Here is a 22,045-nt window from a genome sequence, read left to right on the forward strand (position 1 = left end):
TTTCTGCATTATCTTGCCGTCAACCGGTTCAGGCCGACTTCTTCTTGTCGTCGTCTTCGTCGATTTCTTCGAAATCGGCGTCGACCACGTCGCTATCCTTGGCGGCATCCGCCTTGGCGTCGGCTTCCGCCGCTTCCTTCTGCGAGGCCTCGTACATCGCCTGGCCGAGCTTCATCGAAGCTTCGGCAAGCGTCTGCGACTTGGCCTCGATATCGGCAGCGTCGTCGCCTTCGGCGGCGGTCTTCAGCGCCGCGATTGCATCCGATATCGCCGTGCGCTCGGCTTCCGAGACCTTGTCGCCATATTCCTTCAGCGACTTCTCGGACGAATGCACCAGCGCCTCGGCCTGGTTGCGGGCCTCGACCACGGCGCGACGCTTCTTGTCGGTCTCGGCATTGGCTTCGGCGTCCTTGACCATCTTTTCAATGTCGGCGTCCGAAAGACCACCCGAGGCCTGGATGCGTATCTGGTGCTCCTTGCCGGTGCCCTTGTCCTTGGCCGAAACGTTGACGATGCCGTTGGCGTCGATATCGAAAGTGACCTCGATCTGCGGCACGCCGCGCGGCGCCGGCGGGATGCCGACCAGGTCGAACTGGCCGAGCGCCTTGTTGTCGGCGGCCATTTCACGCTCGCCCTGGAAGACGCGGATGGTCACGGCCGACTGTGAGTCTTCAGCGGTCGAGAACACCTGGCTCTTCTTGGTCGGGATCGTCGTGTTGCGTTCGATCAGGCGGGTGAACACGCCACCCAGCGTCTCGATGCCGAGCGAAAGCGGCGTCACGTCGAGCAGCAGCACGTCCTTGACGTCGCCCTGCAGCACGCCGGCCTGGATGGCGGCGCCCAAAGCGACGACCTCATCCGGGTTGACGCCCTTGTGCGGCTCCTTGCCGAAGAACTGCTTCACGATCTCCTGGATCTTGGGCATGCGGGTCATGCCGCCGACCAGGACCACTTCGTCGATCTCGGCCGCCTTCAGGCCGGCATCCTTGAGCGCCGCCTTGCAGGGCTCGATGGTGCGCTGGACGAGATCGTCGACCAGCTGCTCGAACTTGGCGCGGGTCAGCTTCAGCGTCAGGTGCTTGGGGCCGGTCGCGTCGGCGGTGATGAAGGGCAGGTTGATTTCGGTCTGCGTCGTCGACGACAGCTCGATTTTGGCCTTTTCAGCCGCCTCCTTGAGGCGCTGCAGGGCCAGCTTGTCGTTCTTCAGGTCGATGCCCTGTTCCTTCTTGAACTCGGCCGCCAGATACTCGACCAGGCGCATGTCGAAGTCTTCGCCGCCGAGGAAGGTGTCGCCATTGGTCGACTTCACCTCGAACACGCCGTCGCCGATCTCGAGCACCGAAATGTCGAACGTGCCGCCGCCAAGGTCATAGACGGCAATGGTCTTGCCATCCTTCTTGTCGAGGCCGTAGGCAAGGGCTGCCGCCGTCGGCTCGTTGATGATGCGCAGCACTTCCAGGCCGGCGATCTTGCCGGCGTCCTTGGTGGCCTGGCGCTGGGCGTCGTTGAAATAGGCCGGAACGGTGATGACCGCCTTCTCGACCTTCTCGCCGAGATAGGCTTCCGCCGTTTCCTTCATCTTCTGCAGGATCATGGCCGAGATCTGCGAGGGCGACTGCTTCTTGCCGCCGGCTTCGACCCAGGCGTCGCCATTGTCGCCCTTGACGATCTTGTAGGGGACAAGCTTCTTGTCCTTCTCCGTCACCGGATCGTCATAGCGGCGGCCGATCAGGCGCTTGACCGCGAAGATGGTGTTTTCAGGATTGGTGACCGCCTGGCGCTTGGCCGGCTGGCCGACGAGACGTTCGCCGTCGCCCGAGATGGCGACTATGGAAGGCGTCGTGCGCGCGCCTTCCGCATTCTCGATCACCTTGGGCTCCTTGCCATCCATGATGGCGATGCAGGAGTTGGTGGTGCCGAGATCGATACCGATTACTTTTGCCATTTTTCTAGTCTCTCCGCTAAGCAGGCTCTCAGGACCCGTAAGGCGTTCCGACGAAAGCCCCTGTTCACAAGAAATTCCGCCCCGGCAACCGGCATTCCGGCGCTGGGCGGCTTGGCGCGTATATAAGAACAGCCGGCATCGGGCGCAAGCATTCTGCGCATGGCGTCCACGATGCGCTGCTTGTCGCACCGGATGGGCCGCCTGGCGGTCCGAACGGACTGCCGATGGGCCAAGGTGGACGAAAGCGCGGCTTCAAATCGTTTTCCCGCCAGATATAGTGCCGCTACACCTTGGGGAAATTGATAATGGGCTTTATTTTCAGGCGATTGCGCGCCCTCTTTGTCGCTGTCGGCTTGCCATTTACGCTGACTCTGTCGGCCCATGCGGTCGAATTCCAGACAATCACCATCAAGGTCGGCTATGGCGCGGGCGGCGGCTACGACCAGACTTCGAGGTTGATTGCCCGTCATCTCGGCCGGTTTCTGCCCGGGCAGCCCACCGTCATCGTGCAAAATGTGCCGGGCGGCGGCAGCCTCAAGCTCACCAAGATGCTTGTCGGCAGCGAACCGGCCGATGGCAGCGTCATCGCCTCGATCAGCGAAGCGATGTTCTACGCCCCCATCCTCGACCCCGAAAACGCGACGTTCGACCCGCTTGCCTTGCAGTGGATCGGCTCGCTGGTCGACGATCCGGCCTATTGCCTGACCACCAAGCGCTCCGGCATCGACACGATGCAAAAGTTCCTGCAATCGGATTTTCTGATCGGCGCGACGGGCAAGAACAGCACGACCTATATTTTCGCCGCTCTCGCCAAAAACGGCATGAAGGCCAGCTACAAGATCGTCACCGGCTTTGAGGGAACCGCCGATATCGAACTCGCCATGCAGCGCGGCGAAATCGCCGGCATGTGCGGGGTCTCAAGCTCTTTGCTCAGGAGCGACCGCGATGCGATCAACATCATCGGCATGTTCGGACAGGGCGGCAGCGTGCCGCGCCTTACCGAAAGCATCGTCGACCCGACGGCGCGCCAGGCCGCCGACCTCATCGAATCGGCGCTGCACATCCACCATCCGCTGGTTGCCCCGCCGGGAACGCCGAAAGAGACCGTCGACGCGCTGCGCAAGGCCTATACGGAGATGGCCGCGGACCCGGATTTTCTCGCCGACGCCAAAAAGCTTGGCGACCTCACCGTCAAGCCGACCTCTGGCGAGGCGATCAGCCAGCTGGTCGCCCGACAATTGAAAACCACACCTGCGGTCTTCGCCGCCGCCCGGGAACTTGTAAAATAGGCCGCCAGTGGATTTGATCCTCAGCGCCATTGCGGAGATGGCGCAGCCCTTCCGCATGCTCATGCTGGTCACCGGCGTGTTCGCAGGGCTCGTCGTCGGCGTCGTGCCGGGCATTGGCGGCCTGTTCGCGATGGCCCTGCTGATCCCGATGACCTACAATATGGATCCCTACGCCGCCTTCGCGTTGCTGCTTGGCATGGGCTCGGTCACCACCACTTCCGACACCATTCCGGCGATCCTGTTCGGCGTTCCGGGTTCGGTCGGCGCTGCGGCGACCGTGCTTGACGGCCATGCCATGGCCAAGAAGGGCGAAGCGGCGCGCGCCTTCGGCGCTTCCTACTCGGCCTCGATGATCGGCGGCGTGTTCGGCGCGCTGGTGCTGGCGGCGGCAATTCCCGTCATGCGCCCGCTGGTGCTCTACCTCAAGACGCCGGATTTCTTCGCCATCTGCGCCTTCGGCCTGTCCATCGTTGCCATCCTCGCCGGCAGCCAGCCGCTGAAGGGGTTGGCGGCGGCGATGCTCGGCATGCTCGCCTCGTTCATCGGCATCGACAGCATTGCCGGCATCGAGCGCTGGAGTTTCGGCCAGATCTACCTTTGGGACGGCTTGCCGATCTCGCTGGTCTTCCTCGGCCTGTTCGGCCTGCCCGAACTCGCCTCGCTGCTCATGCGCGGCTCCATCCAGGGCAACGCCGAGCGGCCGACCTATGCCGGCATGTGGCAAGGCATCAGGGACACGCTGCGCGAATGGCCGCTGGTGCTGCGCTGCAGCGCCATCGGCTCGCTGCTCGGCGCCGTGCCCGGCATCGGCATCGCCGTGCTCGACTGGATCGCCTACGGCCATGCCTCGCGCCGGCCGGGTTCGGGGCCGAAATTCGGCCAGGGCAATGTGCGCGGCGTCATTGCGCCGGAAAGCGCCAACAACGCCAAGGAGGGCGGTTCGCTCATCCCGACCATCGCCTTCGGCGTGCCGGGGTCGGCTTCGATGAGCATCCTGCTCGGCGCCTTTGTCATCCACGGCCTTGTCCCCGGGCCCGACATGCTCGGCAAGAACGCCGCGATCACCGTTTCGATGGTGCTGTCGATCGCCGTCGCCAACATCTTCGGGGCCGTCACCTGCCTGCTGTTGACCAGGCAACTGGCGCGCATCGCGCAAGTGTCGGCAGCGATCCTGGTGCCGCTGGTGGTCACCTTTATCGTCGTCGGCGCCTACCAGACCAATATGAGTGCCTTCGACTTCCTGCTGGTGATGCTGGTCGGCGCGGTCGGCATGGGAATGAAGGAGCTCAACTGGCCGCGCTCGGCCTTTTCGCTCGGCTTCGTGCTCGGCCCCAGCCTCGAAAACTACTTCTTCCTCGCCTACCAGATTTCCGGCTGGGCATGGTTGAAACAGCCGCTGGTGCTGATCCTGCTTGGCCTCGCCATTGCCGGCGTGGTCAGGCAGACCGTGTCCTGGATCAAGGCTCGCGGCAATGCCGGCGCCTTGCCGCCGGCGTTGCCCGATATCGCCGCCAGCAGCGCATTGACACTGCTTGGCCTGGCGGCCTTGGTCACCGCGCTGCTCGATTTTCCCTTCGAGGCCGCCATCTTCCCGGCCATCACCGCCGGCCTCTTGGCGCTGTTTTCCCTTCTGACCACCATCCAGACGGTGCTGCGCTGGCGAAAGCCGGTCCCCGCCACCCGAGCCGATATGACGCCGGCCGGCGAATGGCAGCCCTCCGATGGTCCGGCTTTGAAAGGCAATCTCACCGTGCTTGGCCTCTGCCTGGTGCTCGCCCTTCTGGTTTTGCTGGCCGGCCACCTCACCGCCAGCTTCGTCTTTGTTGCCGGCGGCATCTGGAAGCTCGGATCGCGATCGCCGAAGACGGTGCTGGCTGTCGCCGCGGGCACGACGCTTTGCATCTATGCTGTGTTCGATCTGCTGGCGTCGCAGCCCTGGCCGGCGCCCTGGCTGGCGGGTCTTTTCAAAGCCTGTTGAAAGACAGCCCGCTCGCGCAGGGCGGCGAACCGGCGAGGCTTATTTCGTGCAGGCGCTTCCCATCGCTTTCCCCACCGCTATGATATCGCCGGGCTTATTTGGGGGTGCGACATGACCTGTCCGACGGTTGCGCGGCTGCCGCGCGTTTTTCTGCTTGGCTTGGTCTGGATGCTCGCCGGTTTGGCGGCAGCGCAAGCCGTTGAGTTCAAGACGGTCACCATCAAGGTCGGCTATGGCGCGGGTGGCAACTACGATCTGTCGTCGCGCCTCATCGCGCGCCATCTCGGCCGCTTCCTGCCTGGCCACCCCGATATCATTGTCCAGAACGTTCCCGGCGGCGGCAGTCTCAAGCTGACCAAGATGATGCTGGGCAGCGAGCCCGCCGACGGCAGCGTCATCGCTTCGGTCAGTGAGGCCATGCCCTTCGCGCCGACATTCGATCCGGCCAACGCCAATTTCGATCCGCTCACCATGCAATGGATCGGGGCGCTGTCGTCCGAACCTTGCCTGTGCGTCACCAGCAAGGCGTCCGGCATCGACACGGTGGAAAAATTCCTGGCCCAGGAGTTCCTGATCGGCGCCTCCGGCAAGAACAGCCTGAGCTACATCGCCGCGGCGCTGGTGAAGAACGGCCTCGGAGCGAAGTTCGGCATCGTGACCGGCTTTGAGGGCTCAGCCGACATCCTCGTCGCCAGCCAGCGCGGCGAGGTCGCCGGCCTCTGCGCACTGCCTTACTACGGCATTGCCGACAAGCTCGACCAGTTCAACATCCTCGGCACGATCGGCCCGGGCAAAGTCGCAGCAGTGCCAACGCTTCCGCGTTTCTCCGAGCAGATAAAGGATCCGCTGACGCGCCAGGCGGCCCAGTTCATCGAGTTCTCGCGTGGCTTCTATTTGCCTTTGATGGCGCCGCCCGGCATTCCGCGCGACACGCTCGACGCTCTGCGCAAAGCCTATGTCGACATGAGCAGCGATCCGGATTTCCTGGCCGATGCCGCCAAAATGGGCGGCATCACCGTCGACATCACGCCGGGCGAGGAGATAGCCACTCAGGTAGCGCAGGAGCTCAAGGCAGACCCGGCGGTGTTCGAGGCCGCCAGAAATCTCCTGAAGTAACCTGTTGAAGTAAGAGGCTACGACCTGGCCGGCGACAGGGTTTCGACAAGGCGGCGACGCAGCAGCTTGCCATTGTCGCTGTAGGGCAGCGACCTCACCAGCCTGACCTCGCGCGGCCGCCGGTCGGGCGAGATGTTGGCGCGCAGGAAGGCCTCGAATTCGGCCACGCTGCCCTGGTCGGCGACGATGAAGGCGGCGATCTCCTGGCCCATCGTCGCATCGGGAAAGCCGGCGACCGCGACATCCCTGACCTTGGGATGGGCGCGGATCAGCTTCTCCAGTTCCTGCGGCGCGACATTGACGCCGCCACGCACGATCATGTCGGCCTCGCGGTCGACAATGGTCAGGAAGCCGTCATCGTCGAGGAAGCCGATGTCGCCGGGAATGCCCCAGCCTGCACCCATCACCTTGGGGTCGACGAACGGTTTGTTGCCTGCCGACACCACCGCTGAAACCATGGTCGACGTCCAGGCCTTGATCAGTCCGCTCTCGCCCTTGCCGAGCACACGCCCGTCCGCATCGAGAATTTCGACACGCACATCGGCAAACGGGCGCCCGGCGGTGCTGGGCTTGGCCAGCACATCGGCGCCCGACAGCGTGGTGATGCCGCCGGTCAGGCTCGACGCATAATTGATGCGATATCCCGGCGAAAGGTTGCGGTAAGCGGCCAGCTTGTCTTCGACCGTCGCCGGTCCGCCGATGCTGAAGAGCACCGCCAGGTCTGGCAGCAGCCGGGTCGAGCGTTCGCCCACTTCGCGCACCAGCCGCGTAATCACCGGCGGCGGCAATGCCGATCCGGTGGCCTGGAACGACAGCAGGCCCTCGATCAGCTCCGAGGGCGTGAACAGCGGCGGAAAGAAGTTGATCGTCCCGCCATAGCGCAGATAGCTGAACACCTGGTGGCGCGTCGCCGAATAGGACATCACCATCGGGGTCAAAAGGCGCATAACCGTCCCGTTCAGCCCGCGCCGGTGCGACGTCACGCGTCCGGCAAGCGCCTCATGCGACTGCAGATAGCCTTTTGGATCGCCGGTCGTGCCCGACGAGAACATCAGGAACGCCGGATTGCTGTCGTCGCCGCCGTCTCCCGCAAGGGGCGCAGACGAGCTGTGCTTCCAGTCGTCCTGGAAAAGCACGCCGGGATAGACATCCTCACCTGGCGGACTGCGGCTTTCGAGGATCAGCGTCAGCACGAAGTCGCGCGCAAACTGCGCCCGCTGGCTACGCGGCGCACGAAAGTCGGCAATCGAAACCGTGGCGCCGAGCTTCCAGCAGGCCAGGATCGACAGCACGACATCAATGTTGCCGATCATGGCCAGGCCGACGCGATCGCCGGAGCGGATACCGAGCGCGCTGAAATTGGCGGCGAGATGGTCGATCTGGGTCAGGGCTTGCGCGTAGGTGATCTGGTCACGACCACTGACCATGGCCACGCGGTCGCCATGGCCGGCGAAGGCAGCCAGGACGTCGCGGCCAAAACCCATCTAGCGGACCGGCATTGCGGCCGGCGCGCGCCTGGCGTCGAGGAAGGCGATGATGGCGGCGTCGATCGCGTCCACGTTGGCGGCGCGGAACTTGTCATGCGTGCCCGGCATGACGACCGTTTCCACCCGCGTGTTCTCGCTCGCCCAGTCCTTGTATTGCTCGACCGTGGTGGCGCTCCATTCGGAGCTGGCGATGACCAGCATGTCGCACGGGTAGGAAGACGGCGAAAAACCCGCGGCAGCACGCACCAGCATGCTCTTGAAGGCCTTCTGCCTGGTATGGCGCCCGAGCTTGGACTGCCCAAGCCCGACCGCCGCAAGACCATCGCGCAACGCCCGCCAGTAGACGACCTTGCGGGTGATCTGCCGCCGTCTTTGCGCGGTCATGCGGTTGTCGGCCATCGGCTTCAGCCAGGCCGAGCCGAGCGGCGGCGGATCGATCAGCAGCAAGGCCGGTCGCTCGCCGGTCGCTTCATGCGTCAGCCGCCCGACCTCGATCGCCAGCAGCCCGCCGAGGCAGATGCCGCCGATGACGCGCGGGTGCTGGCCGGTGGCCGAACTCAAGCCGTCGAAATAATTGGCGCTGATTTCCTCGACGCTGTCATAGGGCGTCTCGCCAGGCTCAAGCCCCATGCCGCGCACGGCGATGATGGAATAGCGCTGCTTCAGCGCCTTGCCGAAACGGTTGGCAAACAGCGCCGAACCGGAAATGCCATGGATCATGGCGATCGGCTCCTGGCCGTGGCTGCCGGAAACCTGCACCGCCAGCCGCCGCGCCGGATGCTCGGGCAACTGCAATGCGATCAGCCGGCCGAATTCGCGCGGCGTCGGCGCTTCCAGCAGCACCGAGGTCTGCAGCTTCACGCCGAACCGGCTCTGCACCGCAAGGACAAGGGTTTCGGCCGCCAGCGAATCGCCACCCAGATCGAAGAAATTGTCGTCGAGGCCGACCGAGGCCAGCTGCAATTCTTGCGCAAAGATGCCGGCAATCGCCTGCGCCGGCCCGCTGCCCAAGGCGGTTCGGTCTGGGGCGGTTCGGTCTGCCCGGACGGTGTTATGCATGTTCATCGGCAAGCCCTTGAACCGATGGAATTGCCGCTACCGGCAACAAAGCATCCGCCTGAATGCCTGTCCGCTTTTAACCCACAGCCTATGCGTTGAACAAGTAGCTTGGCCCTACGCAATACCGGCAGGCGCGGGTCCGAAGGCCTGCGCGCACAGCGCCTGCAGCTTGGGAAAGACATTGACACCGCCGGCAATCACCTGCGTGCCGTGGGCAAGCACCGTCTTGGGGTCGGGTTTCAGCACCGTGCCGCCAGCCTCTTCCACCAGAAGCATGCCGGCCAGGCAATCCCAGGCGTTCATGTGTTCCTCGACATAGCCGAGCAGCCGGCCGGAGGCCGCATAGGCCAGCATCAGCGCGCCCGATGCATTGCGGAAGAAGACGCCGCCTTCCGCCATGATCAGGCCAACGAGCACGGCGACATGGCTGGTTTCGGCGCGGTTCGACAGCCCGGTCCCGACAGATCCTTCGCCAAGACCGGCACCGGTGCTGGCCTTGATCGGCCTGCCATTGACGAAGGCGCCGCCGCCGCGGCGGCCGTGGAAAGTCTCGCCGGTCGACGGTTCGTGGATGACGCCGACGACCGCCTCGCCGTCTTTGGCGCAGGCGATGACCAYGCACCAAGCCGGGATGCCGCGAACGAAATTAGCCGTGCCGTCGATCGGGTCGATGACCCAGACATGACCGGTCGACCCGGCAACCGCGGCATGCTCTTCGCCGACGATGCCATCCCTAGGATAGGCGGCGGCGATTGCCGCGCGAATGAACAGTTCCACCTCGCGATCGCCATCGGAAACCAGGTCCTGATGGCCCTTGCTTTCGATGGTCAGGTTTTCGAGATCGCGAAAATACTTCAGCCCGAGTTCGCCGGCGCGGCGCGCCAGGTCGATGGCAAATTGCATGCGCAGGTCTAGGTCATGGGTCACGGCAGGGCTCTTGGCTGAGGAAAGCGCCTGCCCTTAGCAGACGCACATGTCAGGCAAAAGCGGTTCACGCGGCCTGCGACAGCGATTTATGCGCCTCGGCGAGGATCTCGAACGAACGCACCCGTGCCGCATGGTCGAAGATCTGTGCGGTCACCATCAGCTCGTCTGCGCCGGTGCGGCGCACGAAGGCGTCGATGCCTTGCCGAACGGTTTCGGGCGAACCGACGACGGCGCAGGACAACGCCTGACCGAGCATGGTTTTGGCCATCGGCTCCAGCGTCTGGTCATAGCCATCGACGGGCGGCGGCAGGCGGCCAGGCCGTCCGGTGCGCAGATTGACGAAGGCCTGCTGCAGCGAGGTGAACAGCAGTTTTGCCTCGGCGTCGGTAGGTGCTGCAAAGACGTTGAGGCCGAGCATGACATAGGGCTTGTCCAGCTGTTCGGACGGCTGGAAGCGCGACCGGTAGATCTCCAGCGCATGGTCGAGCTCGGCCGGCGCGAAATGCGAAGCGAAGGCATAGGGCAGGCCAAGCATGGCGGCGAGCTGCGCGCCATAGAGGCTGGAGCCGAGGATCCAGACCGGCACCGTCTGGCCTTCGCCGGGCACGGCGTGGATGCGCTGGCCCTCTTCGGCCGGCTGGAAATAGCCCATCAGCTCGACGACATCCTGGGGGAAATTGTCCGATGCCTCGAGGTTGCGGCGCAGCGCGCGCGCCGTGCCCATGTCGGTGCCGGGGGCGCGGCCGAGGCCGAGATCGATGCGGCCGGGATGCAGTGCCGCCAGCGTGCCGAACTGCTCTGCGATCACCAGCGGCGCATGGTTGGGCAGCATGATGCCGCCGGCGCCGACGCGGATCGTCTTGGTGCCGCCGGCGACATGGGCGATGACGACCGCGGTCGCCGCGCTGGCGATGCCCGGCATGTTGTGGTGTTCGGCCAGCCAGTAGCGCTTGTAGCCGAGCCGCTCGGCATGGCGGGCAAGGTCGAGTGAATTGGCCAGCGATTGCGAGGCGTTGCTGCCTTCGACGATCGGCGACAGGTCGAGTACGGAAAGAGCGGTCATGGGCCTCAAGCCTTTACGATGTTCAACTGCCGGACCTTGGTCTCGAAGGCGGCGCGGTCGGGGAGGATGATGTCGAGCTGGCCTTCCAGAATGTCGGCGAGTTCGGTTGCCGTGGCGATCTCGTATTGCTCGCTCCGGCCGCCGACATGGTGTGTCGACAGCCTGGCGTTGCGCAGCGCGTAGCGCCGGTCGGGCAGAGCGCGCGCCGCGATGACGGAAGACAGAAAGTGCGAGTTGGGGTAAGTCGACACGTAGTGATTGGCGACGGCGTAATCGACCTCATAGGCCGGCTGCAGGTCGAAACGGTAAAGCGAGCGCCAGTCGCCGCCGAGTTCGGCCTGCAAGATAAGGTCGCTGTCGGCAGGGACGATGCGGAAGTCCTCATGCGGCGTCTTCTGCGCCGGTCCAGGCTCAAGCAGCAGCGGCGCTGTCAGCGTCAGGCCGCCGAAGCCGGTATCGGCAAGATAGGTCCGGCCATCGATCTCGACCCTGAGCAGCATATGCGTGCGTGCGGTAACAGTGTCGGCCGGCTGGCTCCAGAGAACGCGCGCGGCAAGCCCGCTGACTGCAAAGCCCACCGCTTTCAGCGCATGCATGAAGAGCAGATTGTGCTCGAAACAGTAGCCGCCCCGGCGGTTCGCCACCATCTTGTCTTGCAGCGATGCGAGGTCGAGCCTTACCGGCGTGCCCAGCAACGTGTCGACATTGTCGAACGGGACCGCTTGCGGGTGCTGACGATGCAACGCCGTCAGCGTATCGAGCGACGCATCGAGCGGACCGCGATAGCCGATCCGGGCGAAATAGGCATCGAGGTCGAAGGAGGCATCGGTCATGGCAGGGTCCGGCTTGACCGGCTCGATATAGGCACTCGATCCGAAGACGACAAACAACAGGCGGCAATCGAATACCGGCTTCTATGCCTTGGCCTTGCCGGTCTCCTCGACCGTGTCCTCTTCCACCACCACCGTCTGCTGTGCGGCGAGGAAGTTGCCGACAGGGCTGAGGCCTTCGAAGTGATCGCAGAACACCTTGACGACGACCAGCAGCGGCACCGCCATCAGCGCGCCGACAAAGCCCCACAGCCAGGACCAGAAGGCGATGGCGATGAAGATCGCCACGGCGTTGATCTCGAGGCGCCGGCCGACCACCATCGGCGTCACGAACTGGCCTTCGACGATGTCGCACAACAGCACGAAGGCCGGCGCCAGCAGCGCGTAGGAGATCGAATCGAAGCTGATCAGCGCAATGACGGTGACGAGCACGATGGTGATCAGCGCGCCGACATAGGGCAGGAAATTGAGCAGCGCCGCCATTGCTCCCCAGACCAGCGGGTTGGGCATGCCGAGCCCCCACAGGCCGAGGCCGATCGCCGTGCCGAGGCCGGCATTGATGACGGCGACGGTGAGCAGATAGTGCGAGATTTCGCGCTCGACGTCATAGACGACCCGCAGCGCCCGCTTCTTTTCGCTGAGCCTGGCGAAGGACTGGATGATCTTTTCGTAAAACATCGTGCCGGACGCCAGCAGGAACAGCGACAAAACAAAGATGATGGTGATCGAGGTGCCGGCCGACAGGATGTTGTCCGCGGCCGACGACAGCATGCCGGTCTGCGCCACCGTAACCTTCTGGACGTCGGGTTCCTGCGAGGTTTCGGTCAGCCCTTCCAGCTGATGCGCGATCTGCATCATCCTTTCGAACGGGCGGCGGAACTGCGCCATCCGCTCGCTCAGCTGCTGGCCGATCGAGGAGGTGTTGTTGACAAGGTCGATGACCGGACCGCTGAGCAGATAGCCGGCAGTGGCAAAGAAACAGACAGAAAGCACCACCAGCAGCGTCGCCGACACCACTTCGGGCACGCCGTGCTTGCGCAGGAAGCGCACGATCGGCGTCAACGTCAGTGTCAGCAGGAAGGCGAGGATGACCGGCATGAAGAAGGCGCGAGCGAAATAGAGCGCGTAGATGGCCATCAGGATGAAAATGCCGATCAGCAACGAACGCATCAGATGCGTGTCGGCGCGCGCGACGACTCGCGGGTCGTCCGATATGGCTGTGCCGGCGCCCGGAGCAGCGGGTTCGGTTTTCATGGTTACCCCCTCACCCAGTCAGCCAAGCGCCATCAGACGCGTGGCTGCCTGCTGTCCCCAAACGCGGAGTGCCGGGCAAGGTTCCATGAGCCGGCTTTGGTCCATCGGCAGCCAGCCAACAAGTCTGGTGCAACGGCCCTGGCGCACGAAATGAAATATTACATGGCGTGTAATTGAGACCACGCCCTCGGCAGGCCTACTACGGGCAGGCCTTCGCAATGCCAGAGGCAAGCGACGGTCAGAACTGATCTTGGAAGAGGATAATACGATGCAAAGGTTCAACCTTCAGACAACCGAGTCGGCGCCGGAAAAATCCAAGCCTGCGCTGAAGGCGTTGCAAGAGAGATTTGGCTACCTTCCGAACGCTTTGGCAACGATGGCGAACAATCCGGTTCTTCTCAATGGCTTCGTCGGCAACTTCAGCAGTTTCCACGCTGGGAGTTTCGACGAGATCGAAAAGCAGGTCCTGCTGCTGACGAACGCCGTCACGATCAAATGCCCCTGGACCGTTGCGGCGCACTCGACGTTCGCCATCGAGGACGGCATCGACGAAAGCGAGGTCAAGGCGATCCGTGAAGGCAGGTTGCCGAAAGATCCTAGATATGCGGCACTCTCGGTGCTGACAAAGGCGCTGATCGAGAACAAGGGCAACGTGACGGATGAAGATATCGACGCGTTCACGTCGGCGGGCTACTCGAAGGCCCAGATCCTGGAAGTGGTAGCCGGAATAGGCGTTTCCACCATGGCGGCAACCACCACCAATCTGGCTGGCACGCCGATCGAGGAACGTTTCCAGCCGCAGGCCTGGTCGCCAGCTTTGGCAAAAGCGGCCTGAGCCGATCGACATTGCGCCGATCGACATTGCATGGATTGGCGGGATGCCATCCATGCGATGTCGGGCACCGCGGGCAGGTCGCCGCGTATGGTCAGTCGGGATGCGAGGACATGATCAATGACATCGTCTAGTCTCAGGCCGAACATCACACCGAATCTGGGCGTGCTCTTGCGCCACTGGCGCGATCTGCGCGGACGAAGCCAGCTCGACCTGTCGCTCGATACCGGCATTTCGCAAAGGCAGATCAGTTTTGTCGAAAGCGGCCGCAGCGTTCCCGGCCGCCAGACCTTGATGACCATTGCCCAGGCGCTCGATATCCCCTTGCGCGACCGCAACACTTTGCTGCTGGCCGCAGGCTACGCGCCGATGTTTTCCGAGAGCCCGTGGGACTCCGCTGAGATGACCAGCGTGACCAATGCCTTGAAGCGTATGCTGCGACAGCACGAGCCGTTTCCAGCCGTGGTCATGGATCGATACTGGAACGTGCTCATGACCAACGAGTCAGCACCGCGCTTCTTTGGCTGTTTCATCGACATGGACGCCCGCCAGGGACCGCGCAACATTTTACACCTGATGTTCGATCCCTTGGGCATGCGCCCGTTCGTGGCCAATTGGCCCGATGTTGCGAGGAGTTTGTTCGAGCGTGTCTACCGCGAATCCATCGGTCGCGTCGTCGACGACAGGACAAAGGCTTTGCTGGCAGAACTGCTCGCCTATCCCGACGTGAAAGGTGAATGGAAAAACCCGGTGGCGATCGGCTTCATGCCGACGATCCCGCTCAGCTTTGTCAGGGGAGACCGGGTGCTCAACTACTTTTCAATGGTCACCACGGTCGGCACGCCCCAGACCGTCGCCGCCCAGGAACTGCGCATCGAGTGCATGTTCCCGGCCGACGAAGCGACAGAAGCCCATCATGCCGAGATGATGGCGGCCGCCGGCAAGAGCAATTCCAGGAAAAGTGTGAGCGGTTTTCCGTCCGGAATTGCGTAAAAACAAAGAGATAGAGCGATTCGCCGTTTCCGAGAAACGGTGAAACGCTCTAATGACAAGCCGCCAGCCTGTCGGTCAGGCGGCCGGTGCGGTAATCGCAGCCGCCTTCGCCGTTTCCTTGCGCACGATCGGCGCCACCTTGGTGCCGTAGAGTTCGATCGCCTTCATAATCTTGGCGTGCGGCATTGTGCCGATCGCCATCTGCAGCAGGAAGCGGTCGTTGTTGAAGATCTTGTGCTGGGCGACGATCTTTTCCGCCACTTGTTCAGGATTGCCGACGAACAGCGCGCCGTTCGGGCCGCGCGACTGGTCGAAATGCGCCCGCGACGTCGGCCCCCAGCCGCGCTCGCGGCCGATGCGGTTCATCACTTCGGCCTGCGGCCCGTAGAAATCGTCGGCCGCCTGCTCGGTGGTCTCGGCGATGAAGCCGTGCACATTGATGCTGGTGGCGAGCCCCGTGGGGTCTGTGCCGGCACGCTTGGCAGCCTCGCGATAAATGTCGAACAGCGGCGCGAAGCGCGCCGGCTCGCCGCCGATGATGGCCAGCGCCAGCGGCAGGCCGAGCACGCCGGCTCGAGCCGCTGACTGCGGCGTTCCGCCAATGGCGATCCAGATCGGCAATTTGTCCTGCAGCGGCCGCGGATAGACGCCGCGATCGTTGATCGCCGCGCGCAGATTGCCGGACCAGGTGACTTTCACGCTGTCGCGTATGGCCAGGAGCAGGTCGAGCTTTTCGGCGAACAGCTCGTCATAGTCTTCGAGATTGTAGCCGAACAGCGGGAAGGATTCGATGAACGAGCCGCGCCCGGCCATGATCTCGGCCCGGCCGCCCGACAACAGATCGAGCGTTGCGAACTGCTGGAAGACGCGCACCGGATCGTCGGAAGAGAGCACAGTGACCGCGCTAGTCAGCTTGATGCGCTTGGTGCGTTCGGCGGCGGCGGCCAGCGCCACCACCGGTGCGGATGCGGCATAGTCGGGGCGGTGATGTTCGCCGAGACCAAAGACATCGAGGCCGACCTGGTCGGCCAGCTCTATCTCCTCGATCAGGTTGCGCAGCCGCTCATGCGGGCCGACAGCACCTGGGCCGGGCTCCGGGCTGACATCGGCAAAAGTGTAGAGACCGAGTTCCATGATCTGTCATCCAAATGTTCTGATTTACGGCTAGAGGTAGCGACCGAACCGCCTCGCCGCCAGAGGGGCGGATGGTGAACAGTGCATGTCGGTTTTGGCCAGCTTCTGTCGGCTTTGGTCAGCAAAAGCGCGTCTCCCGGCTGCAACAGCATAGAATTTCATGGCTGGCATACCGTTTTGGCGCTTGAACTCTCGGTTTTCGCGCGTATGTAAGCGTCGCGAATTGACTTCAGGGAAGTGGACTTGGCTATCTACAGGGAAAAAGACATTTTCGAGCGGCGCAATGCCGCGAACGAGGCAAAGAAGGCGCTTCTGGAGCGCTTCAAGTCAAAGCCGGCGGCAGATGATCCTGCAGTGTTGGCCAGACAGGCCGAACGCAAGGCGATCCTCGAGGCGCGCGAAGTTCGCGAGGCCGAGAAGGCAAGGCTGAAGCAGGAAAAGCTGGCACGCGAAGCGGTCGAGAAGGCCGAGCGCGAGGCAGCAGCCGAAGCGGCGCGTATTGCGGCCGAAGAGGCAGCGCAGGCTGAAGCGAAGATCAAGGAAGCCGAAGAGAACGAGCGCATTGCTCGTTTGCTGGCCGACGAAGCCGAACGCAAGGCCAAGCGCGACGCACGCTATGCGGCGCGCAAGCAGCGCACCGGCAGGACGCCTCCGGGCTTCTCCGCCCGCTAACGCTTCGATCGAAACGATCGGACATCAGGGTCGCCTTCCAGCGGCCCTGAACGTATTTGTGCGCCGGTGAACTGCTTTAGGCGGCGAGCTTCAGCCCCATAATGCCGCAGACGATGAGCGCGATGCAGCCGAGCCGGATCGCGGTTGCCGGCTCGCCCAGCAGCCAGATACCGAGCAGCGCCGTGCCGACCGTGCCGATGCCGGTCCATACCGCATAGGCCGTGCCGACCGGCAGCGTCTTCAGCGCCAGGCCGAGCAGCCCCAGGCTGATGATCATCGAGGCGACGGTGAGCACCGTCGGCAGCGGCTTCGAGAAGCCGTCGGTGTATTTGAGGCCGATCGCCCAGCCGATCTCGAACAGGCCGGCGAAAAACAGAAAAATCCACGACATCGGGATGCACTCCATTCCGTAGGGATGGCGGGTCGTCCCGGCCGGTTTTTCGGGGAAGGCGCGAGGTCGTCCTCGCGGCTTCGATATAGGCGGCTTCGCCTGCCCGATCAACAAAACACCGGCAGCATTGTCGATGCCGCCGGTGTCAAAATCTGCGCCGAAACGGATTGCCGGAGATCAACGGCCCCAAGATCTCAACGATCCAAGGCAGGCTTACTTGTCCTTGAGCCTTATAGCCTTGACGGGCGGCGCCTTGAGCGCCGGAGCCGCGGCGGGCTTCTTGGCGTCCTTCTTCGGCTTGCGGGCTTCCTTGCCCGCCTTCATCGCACCTTTAGCCATGATTCGGTCCTCCAATTGCTGGGACGCCAAGTGAAACAAGAGAAACGCCGGACTGCAAGGGGGCTGGCGCCTGTCGCCGGCGCCGGCGGGCCGCTTTCAACCGGTTTCTAATTTGCTCGTAAACCATGCCGGTCCGTGCCATGGTTGTCTTCGCACTGCAGCATCAGGCCGCGCTTCCTGCCGGGCGATGATCAGGCAGGCCGGTCAGGACACAGATGCGAATCCACATCGGCTGCGAGATGAGCTTCGATTTTCCGCAGGAAACGCCGCTGATCGCGATGCTCAACGTTCACTATTCCAGAGCCTCCGATCTCGAGCGTCCGGATTTCCTCACCTCCAACCCGCCGGTGCCGATCCAGAGCTATCGCGACAGTTTCGGCAATTGGTGCAACCGCTTCGTCGCCCCGCCCGGCCGCTTCACCTTCGGCACCGACTCCGTGATCCGCGACCCCGGCACCTTCGAGATGGGCGACCTGATGGCTTGGCAGCACGAGGTGCGCGACCTGCCGTCGGACACGCTGCTGTTCCTGTTGCCTAGCCGCTTTTGCGAGAGCGATCTGCTGGCCAGCGAGGCCTGGCGGCTGTTCGGCCACACGCCGCTTGGCATTGCGCGCGTCCAGGCGGTCTGCGACTTCGTCCACAACCATATCGTCTTCAGCTACGGCAATGCGCGGCCGACGCGCACCGCTGCCGAAGCCTATCGCGAGCAAAGCGGTGTGTGCCGCGACTTTGCCCATCTCGCCGTCACCTTCTGCCGCGCGCTCAACATCCCGACCCGCTACTGCACCGGCTACATCAGCGACATCGGCCTGCCGAAGCCCTGGGCGAGCATGGATTTTGCTGCCTGGATGGAGGTCTATCTCGGCGGCCGCTGGCATGTCTTCGATCCGCGCAACAATTCCCCGCGCATCGGCCGCATCCTGATCGCCTCCGGCCGCGATGCCGCCGACGTCCCGCTGACCCATATTTTCGGACCGGGCACGCTGGCCGGTTTCAAGGTGTGGACGGACGAGATCATCGAGTAGTTTTCCGCCAGCTTGCCTTCAAAAACCTGAACGACCGGGCGTCTGGCGCGTTGTGATGCCCGTGGAGCTTCGGTCGCAGGGCCGTTACATTGGGTGCCTTGGAGGGACAGCATGGCAGCGCATGGCGGGTCGAAGACGGTCATCTACGCGGCGCTCGCCGGCAATCTCGCCATAGCGCTGACCAAATTCGCCGCCGCCTTCTTCACCGGCTCCTCGGCCATGCTGTCGGAAGGCGTGCACTCGCTGGTCGACACCGGCAATGGCGGCCTTTTGCTCTACGGCATGCACCGCGCCGCCCGCCCGCCGGACCGCACGCATCCGCTCGGCCATGGCCGCGAGCTGTATTTCTGGAGTTTCATCGTCGCTCTGCTGGTCTTTGCGCTCGGCGCCGGCGTGTCGTTCTATGAAGGCGTCGTCCACATCATGGCGCCTGAGCCGGTCGCCAATCCCAAGATCAACTACATCGTGCTCGGTCTCTCCGTCCTGTTCGAGGGCAGCTCCTGGTATGTGGCGCTGAAGGAATTCCGCCGTGAGAAGGGCAAGCAAGGCTGGCTGCAGGCCGTGCAATCGAGCAAGGATCCGAGCGTCTACACCGTGCTGTTCGAGGACAGCGCCGCCCTTCTCGGCCTTGTCGTCGCCTTCGCCGGGATCCTGGCGGCAGAGCTCCTCGACATGCCCGAGCTCGACGGCGCCGCCTCCATCGGCATTGCGGTGATCCTCGGCGCCACCGCCATTTTCCTCGCGCGTGAAAGCAAGGGCCTGCTCATCGGCGAGCCGGCCTCACCGGAGGTGCAGGCAAAAGTGTTGGCCATCGCCCAGCAGGATCCGGCGGTGCAGCGGGCCAACGGCGTGCTCACCGTCCATCTCGGACCGCAACAGATCGTCGCCGGCCTCAGCATCGAGTTCGAGGACCATCTGACGGCGCCCGAGATCGAAGCCTGCGTCGAGCGCCTGGAGGCGCTCTTGAAGAAGGAAATGCCCGAGATCACCAGGCTGTTCGTCAAGCCGCAGACGACGGGAACCTGGGAACACCGGCGCAAACAGGTCGAGGCGGCATCGGATTAGAGCTCTAGCGCTGGACCAGAGGTCCACCGTTGGCCCGGTCGCCTTGTCCCGCTAAGATCATCCGATTGATTTCGGAGGAGCAACCATGAAAATCGACGGTGGGTGTTATTGCGGCGCCATCACTTATGAAGCCGAGGTCGACCCGGAAAAGACCTCCATCTGTCATTGCACCGACTGCCAGCAACTGACCGGCACCGCCTTTCGTGTCACCGTTCCCGCGCCTGAGGATCACTACCGGATCACCAAGGGCACGCCGAAGGTCTATATCAAGACAGGATCGAGCGGCGCCAAGCGCGCCCAGGCCTTTTGCGGCGACTGCGGTTCGCATCTTTACGCGACATCGGTTGGCGACGGCCCGAAGGTCTATGGGATCAGGGCGGGGACTGCGCGGCAACGCGAGGATCTGGTTCCGACCCAGCAGAAATGGCACCGCTCGGCCCTGCACTGGCTTCCAGAATTCGAGGGCGTAAGCATCGTGGAGGCGCAGTAGCTCTTGCCTCCCGGTCAAACGAGCCCAAACCGGACGATTGTGTGGTAGGCTCGCCATCAAACGGATGTCGGGTGGTAGCGATGCTGGAAACAGACAAGATCTTTGCCGGCTCGATTCCGGAAAACTACGACCGCTACATGGTGCCGTTGATTTTCGAGCCGTTCGCCGCGGATATGGCACGACGGGCAGCGTCCCTGTCTCCTGGCGCCGTCCTTGAGGTCGCTGCAGGCACCGGGGTCGTCACCCGCGCATTGGCGCCAAAACTATCGCCTGGCGCCAGCTATGTCGTGACCGATCTCAACCAGCCGATGCTCGACTTTGCGGCTTCCCAGCAAGCGCCCGACGACCGCATCCAATGGCGCCAGGCGGATGCCTTGGCGCTGCCGTTTGACGATGCGACCTTCGATCTCGTTTGTTGCCAGTTCGGCGCGATGTTCTTTCCCGACCGGACCGCCGGCTATCGCGAAGCAAAGCGGGTCCTCAAGCCCGGAGGCCATTTCCTGTTCAACGTATGGGATCGCATCGAAGAGAATGTGTTCGCCAATGATGTGACGAACGCTCTTGCCGAGATTTTTCCGGACGATCCGCCGCGTTTTCTCGCCCGCACGCCGCACGGCTACCATGACACGGCGCTGATCCGCAGTGACGTGGAAGGCGCAGGTTTCTCCCGTGTGCTGATCGAGACGAGGGCCGAGCAAAGCCGTGCATCCTCGCCGCGGCTTGCGGCGGTTGCCTATTGCCAGGGAACGCTTCTTCGCACCGAGATCGAGGCCAGGGATGCAGGAAAACTGGAAGCGGCAACCGACCATGCCGCAGCCGTGATTGCAGCCAGGCATGGCAGCGGCGAGGTTGCGGCCAAAATTCAGGCACACGTAATCGTGGCTACAGTGTAGAGCAGGCTCTAATCGTCGCCTTCGACAACACGCAGCCTGAGCTGACCCGTCTTGGAATCCGCCACCCGCACCCCGGGTTCGGCCTTGGCGGGTCCGCCGCGCGCTTCGGCTTCGCTTTCGCCAAACTCCAGCGCTTCGATCTTCTGGCCGCGCCGGGTCACTTTCGATGTCGACACCAGTATCTCGTCAATGTCTTTGGCCGACTGGCCGAAATGCGTCTGCAGCCGGCGCACGCGTTCGTCGACGCGTGCGACATCCTCCATCAGCCGGATCACCTCTCCCTGGATCAGATGCGCCTGTTCGCGCATGCGGGCGTCCTTGAGGATGGCCTGGATGACTTGGATCGACAGCATCAAAAGCGATGGCGAGACAATGATGACGCGGGCCCGGTGCGCCTTCTGGATGAGCGCGTCGAAATTCTCGTGGATTTCGGCAAACACCGATTCCGACGGCACGAACATGAAGGCGGTGTCCTGCGTCTCGCCCTGGATCAGATATTTCTCCGAGATATCGCGGACATGGATTTCGATGTCGCGGCGGAAGGCCTGGGCCGCGACCTTCTGCAGTTCGGCGCCATCGGCGGCGCGGATGGCGTTCCAGGCTTCAAGCGGAAACTTGGCGTCGATGGCAAGCTGCGGCGCGCCGTTGGGCATCCGCACCAGGCAGTCGGGGCGGCTGCCGTTCGACAGCGTCGCCTGGAATTCGTAAGCGCCCATCGGCAGTCCGTCGGCGACGATCGCCTCCATGCGCGACTGGCCGAAGGCGCCGCGCGTCTGCTTGTTGGACAGGATCGCCTGCAATTGCACGACCTGGCCGGCGAGCGACTGGATGTTGCCTTGCGCGGTATCGATGACCGCCAGCCGCTCCTGCAATTTGGCGAGGCTCTCATGCGTCGATTTGGTCTGCTCGGTCATGGTCTGGCCGAGGCGGCCGGTCATGGCGTCGAGCCGCTGGCCGATCGACTGGTTGAGTTCGGCCTGCCTTGCGCCGAACACATCGGCGATGGCGCCCATGCGGCCCTGCATCTCCGCCTGGCTTTGCAAAATGCCGGCCATCCGCGCCTCGGCGTCGCGGGCGTGGTCGGCGGCTTCCGCGGCGGCGATCGTGCGCGCTTTGGCCGACCGCCACAGGGCGACCACCAGCGCCAGGAACAGGCCGAGAAACACGATCGCGCCGAAGGCCAGCGCATGGCCGAGCGTGATCGTGGTGGCGCCGAGCCGGGCAACAGGCTCGGAAAAGATGGAATTCAGGTCGTCCATCCCG

The 22,045-nt window shown here is 63.6% G+C and carries 21 protein-coding genes; 10 read left to right on the plus strand and 11 right to left on the minus strand.

The genetic code is table 11. The features are described 5' to 3' along the window. Positions 1–28 precede the first annotated feature (28 nt). Positions 29–1,945 carry a molecular chaperone DnaK gene (gene dnaK, locus AC1DYJ_RS28495; protein WP_477287206.1) on the minus strand — a complete coding sequence of 639 codons (1,917 nt, stop codon included), beginning with the start codon at positions 1,943–1,945 and terminating at the stop codon, positions 29–31. Positions 1,946–2,250: 305 nt separating this feature from the next. Between dnaK and AC1DYJ_RS28500 the strand changes: the two genes are divergently transcribed. The 3 genes from AC1DYJ_RS28500 to AC1DYJ_RS28510 all read left to right on the plus strand — a co-directional run bounded on the left by AC1DYJ_RS28500 (position 2,251) and on the right by AC1DYJ_RS28510 (position 6,328). Continuing rightward, positions 2,251–3,234: a Bug family tripartite tricarboxylate transporter substrate binding protein gene (locus AC1DYJ_RS28500; protein WP_477287208.1), complete on the plus strand. Its 984-nt coding sequence runs from the start codon at positions 2,251–2,253 to the stop codon at positions 3,232–3,234. 7 nt (positions 3,235–3,241) lie between these two features. Beyond that, the gene (locus tag AC1DYJ_RS28505) at positions 3,242–5,212 is read left to right on the plus strand and encodes a tripartite tricarboxylate transporter permease (RefSeq protein ID WP_477287210.1); all 1,971 of its coding nucleotides are present in this window, start codon (positions 3,242–3,244) and stop codon (positions 5,210–5,212) included. A 111-nt stretch (positions 5,213–5,323) separates the two neighbouring features. Continuing rightward, positions 5,324–6,328 (plus strand): Bug family tripartite tricarboxylate transporter substrate binding protein, encoded by a 1,005-nt coding sequence (locus AC1DYJ_RS28510; protein ID WP_477287212.1) that lies wholly within the window; start codon positions 5,324–5,326, stop codon positions 6,326–6,328. A 17-nt stretch (positions 6,329–6,345) separates the two neighbouring features. Here AC1DYJ_RS28510 and AC1DYJ_RS28515 read toward each other — a convergent pair whose 3' ends face one another. The 6 genes from AC1DYJ_RS28515 to AC1DYJ_RS28540 form a co-directional block, all read right to left on the minus strand. Beyond that, positions 6,346–7,812 carry a class I adenylate-forming enzyme family protein gene (locus AC1DYJ_RS28515; RefSeq protein WP_477287214.1) on the minus strand — a complete coding sequence of 489 codons (1,467 nt, stop codon included), beginning with the start codon at positions 7,810–7,812 and terminating at the stop codon, positions 6,346–6,348. Further along, positions 7,813–8,880 (minus strand): thioesterase domain-containing protein, encoded by a 1,068-nt coding sequence (locus tag AC1DYJ_RS28520; RefSeq protein ID WP_477426321.1) that lies wholly within the window; start codon positions 8,878–8,880, stop codon positions 7,813–7,815. 108 nt (positions 8,881–8,988) lie between these two features. Next, the gene (locus tag AC1DYJ_RS28525) at positions 8,989–9,801 is read right to left on the minus strand and encodes an inositol monophosphatase family protein (protein WP_477426322.1); all 813 of its coding nucleotides are present in this window, start codon (positions 9,799–9,801) and stop codon (positions 8,989–8,991) included. 64 nt (positions 9,802–9,865) lie between these two features. Then, a complete protein-coding gene (locus tag AC1DYJ_RS28530) occupies positions 9,866–10,864 on the minus strand; it encodes an LLM class flavin-dependent oxidoreductase (RefSeq protein ID WP_477287220.1) in 999 nt (332 codons plus the stop codon). A gap of 5 nt (positions 10,865–10,869) precedes the next feature. Continuing rightward, a complete protein-coding gene (locus tag AC1DYJ_RS28535; protein WP_477287222.1) occupies positions 10,870–11,697 on the minus strand; it encodes an arylamine N-acetyltransferase family protein in 828 nt (275 codons plus the stop codon). Between the two features lie 81 nt (positions 11,698–11,778). Next, on the minus strand, positions 11,779–12,948 hold the full coding sequence (locus AC1DYJ_RS28540) for an AI-2E family transporter (RefSeq protein WP_477287224.1): 1,170 nt from the start codon (positions 12,946–12,948) through the stop codon (positions 11,779–11,781). A gap of 268 nt (positions 12,949–13,216) precedes the next feature. On the opposite strand from AC1DYJ_RS28540, the gene AC1DYJ_RS28545 reads away from it, so the two are divergent. Continuing rightward, positions 13,217–13,783 (plus strand): carboxymuconolactone decarboxylase family protein, encoded by a 567-nt coding sequence (locus tag AC1DYJ_RS28545; protein ID WP_477287226.1) that lies wholly within the window; start codon positions 13,217–13,219, stop codon positions 13,781–13,783. A 117-nt stretch (positions 13,784–13,900) separates the two neighbouring features. Next, the gene (locus tag AC1DYJ_RS28550) at positions 13,901–14,773 is read left to right on the plus strand and encodes a helix-turn-helix domain-containing protein (RefSeq protein WP_477287228.1); all 873 of its coding nucleotides are present in this window, start codon (positions 13,901–13,903) and stop codon (positions 14,771–14,773) included. A gap of 75 nt (positions 14,774–14,848) precedes the next feature. Here AC1DYJ_RS28550 and AC1DYJ_RS28555 read toward each other — a convergent pair whose 3' ends face one another. Then, positions 14,849–15,907, minus strand: coding sequence for an LLM class flavin-dependent oxidoreductase (locus AC1DYJ_RS28555; protein ID WP_477287230.1), 1,059 nt, complete (start codon positions 15,905–15,907; stop codon positions 14,849–14,851). A gap of 243 nt (positions 15,908–16,150) precedes the next feature. Between AC1DYJ_RS28555 and AC1DYJ_RS28560 the strand changes: the two genes are divergently transcribed. After that, positions 16,151–16,579 (plus strand): DUF6481 family protein, encoded by a 429-nt coding sequence (locus AC1DYJ_RS28560; RefSeq protein ID WP_477287232.1) that lies wholly within the window; start codon positions 16,151–16,153, stop codon positions 16,577–16,579. A gap of 76 nt (positions 16,580–16,655) precedes the next feature. Here the strand turns inward: AC1DYJ_RS28560 and sugE are convergent, their stop codons facing one another. Further along, positions 16,656–16,970 carry a quaternary ammonium compound efflux SMR transporter SugE gene (sugE, locus tag AC1DYJ_RS28565; protein ID WP_477287234.1) on the minus strand — a complete coding sequence of 105 codons (315 nt, stop codon included), beginning with the start codon at positions 16,968–16,970 and terminating at the stop codon, positions 16,656–16,658. Positions 16,971–17,183: 213 nt separating this feature from the next. After that, positions 17,184–17,309, minus strand: coding sequence for a hypothetical protein (locus tag AC1DYJ_RS28570; protein ID WP_112559036.1), 126 nt, complete (start codon positions 17,307–17,309; stop codon positions 17,184–17,186). A 215-nt stretch (positions 17,310–17,524) separates the two neighbouring features. Here AC1DYJ_RS28570 and AC1DYJ_RS28575 point away from each other — a divergent pair, with 215 nt between their 5' ends. The 4 genes from AC1DYJ_RS28575 (at position 17,525) to AC1DYJ_RS28590 (ending at position 20,782) form a co-directional block, all read left to right on the plus strand. Further along, positions 17,525–18,334: a transglutaminase-like domain-containing protein gene (locus tag AC1DYJ_RS28575; protein ID WP_477287236.1), complete on the plus strand. Its 810-nt coding sequence runs from the start codon at positions 17,525–17,527 to the stop codon at positions 18,332–18,334. 111 nt (positions 18,335–18,445) lie between these two features. Beyond that, on the plus strand, positions 18,446–19,399 hold the full coding sequence (locus AC1DYJ_RS28580) for a cation diffusion facilitator family transporter (RefSeq protein ID WP_477287238.1): 954 nt from the start codon (positions 18,446–18,448) through the stop codon (positions 19,397–19,399). A gap of 85 nt (positions 19,400–19,484) precedes the next feature. Then, positions 19,485–19,889 (plus strand): GFA family protein, encoded by a 405-nt coding sequence (locus tag AC1DYJ_RS28585; protein ID WP_477287240.1) that lies wholly within the window; start codon positions 19,485–19,487, stop codon positions 19,887–19,889. 80 nt (positions 19,890–19,969) lie between these two features. Continuing rightward, positions 19,970–20,782, plus strand: coding sequence for a class I SAM-dependent methyltransferase (locus AC1DYJ_RS28590; protein ID WP_477287282.1), 813 nt, complete (start codon positions 19,970–19,972; stop codon positions 20,780–20,782). An 8-nt stretch (positions 20,783–20,790) separates the two neighbouring features. On the opposite strand, the gene AC1DYJ_RS28595 is transcribed toward AC1DYJ_RS28590, so the two are convergent. Further along, positions 20,791–22,041 carry a DNA recombination protein RmuC gene (locus AC1DYJ_RS28595; protein WP_477287242.1) on the minus strand — a complete coding sequence of 417 codons (1,251 nt, stop codon included), beginning with the start codon at positions 22,039–22,041 and terminating at the stop codon, positions 20,791–20,793. Positions 22,042–22,045 lie beyond the last annotated feature (4 nt).

It is taken from the genome of Mesorhizobium sp. P2_B11, assembly GCF_056404855.1.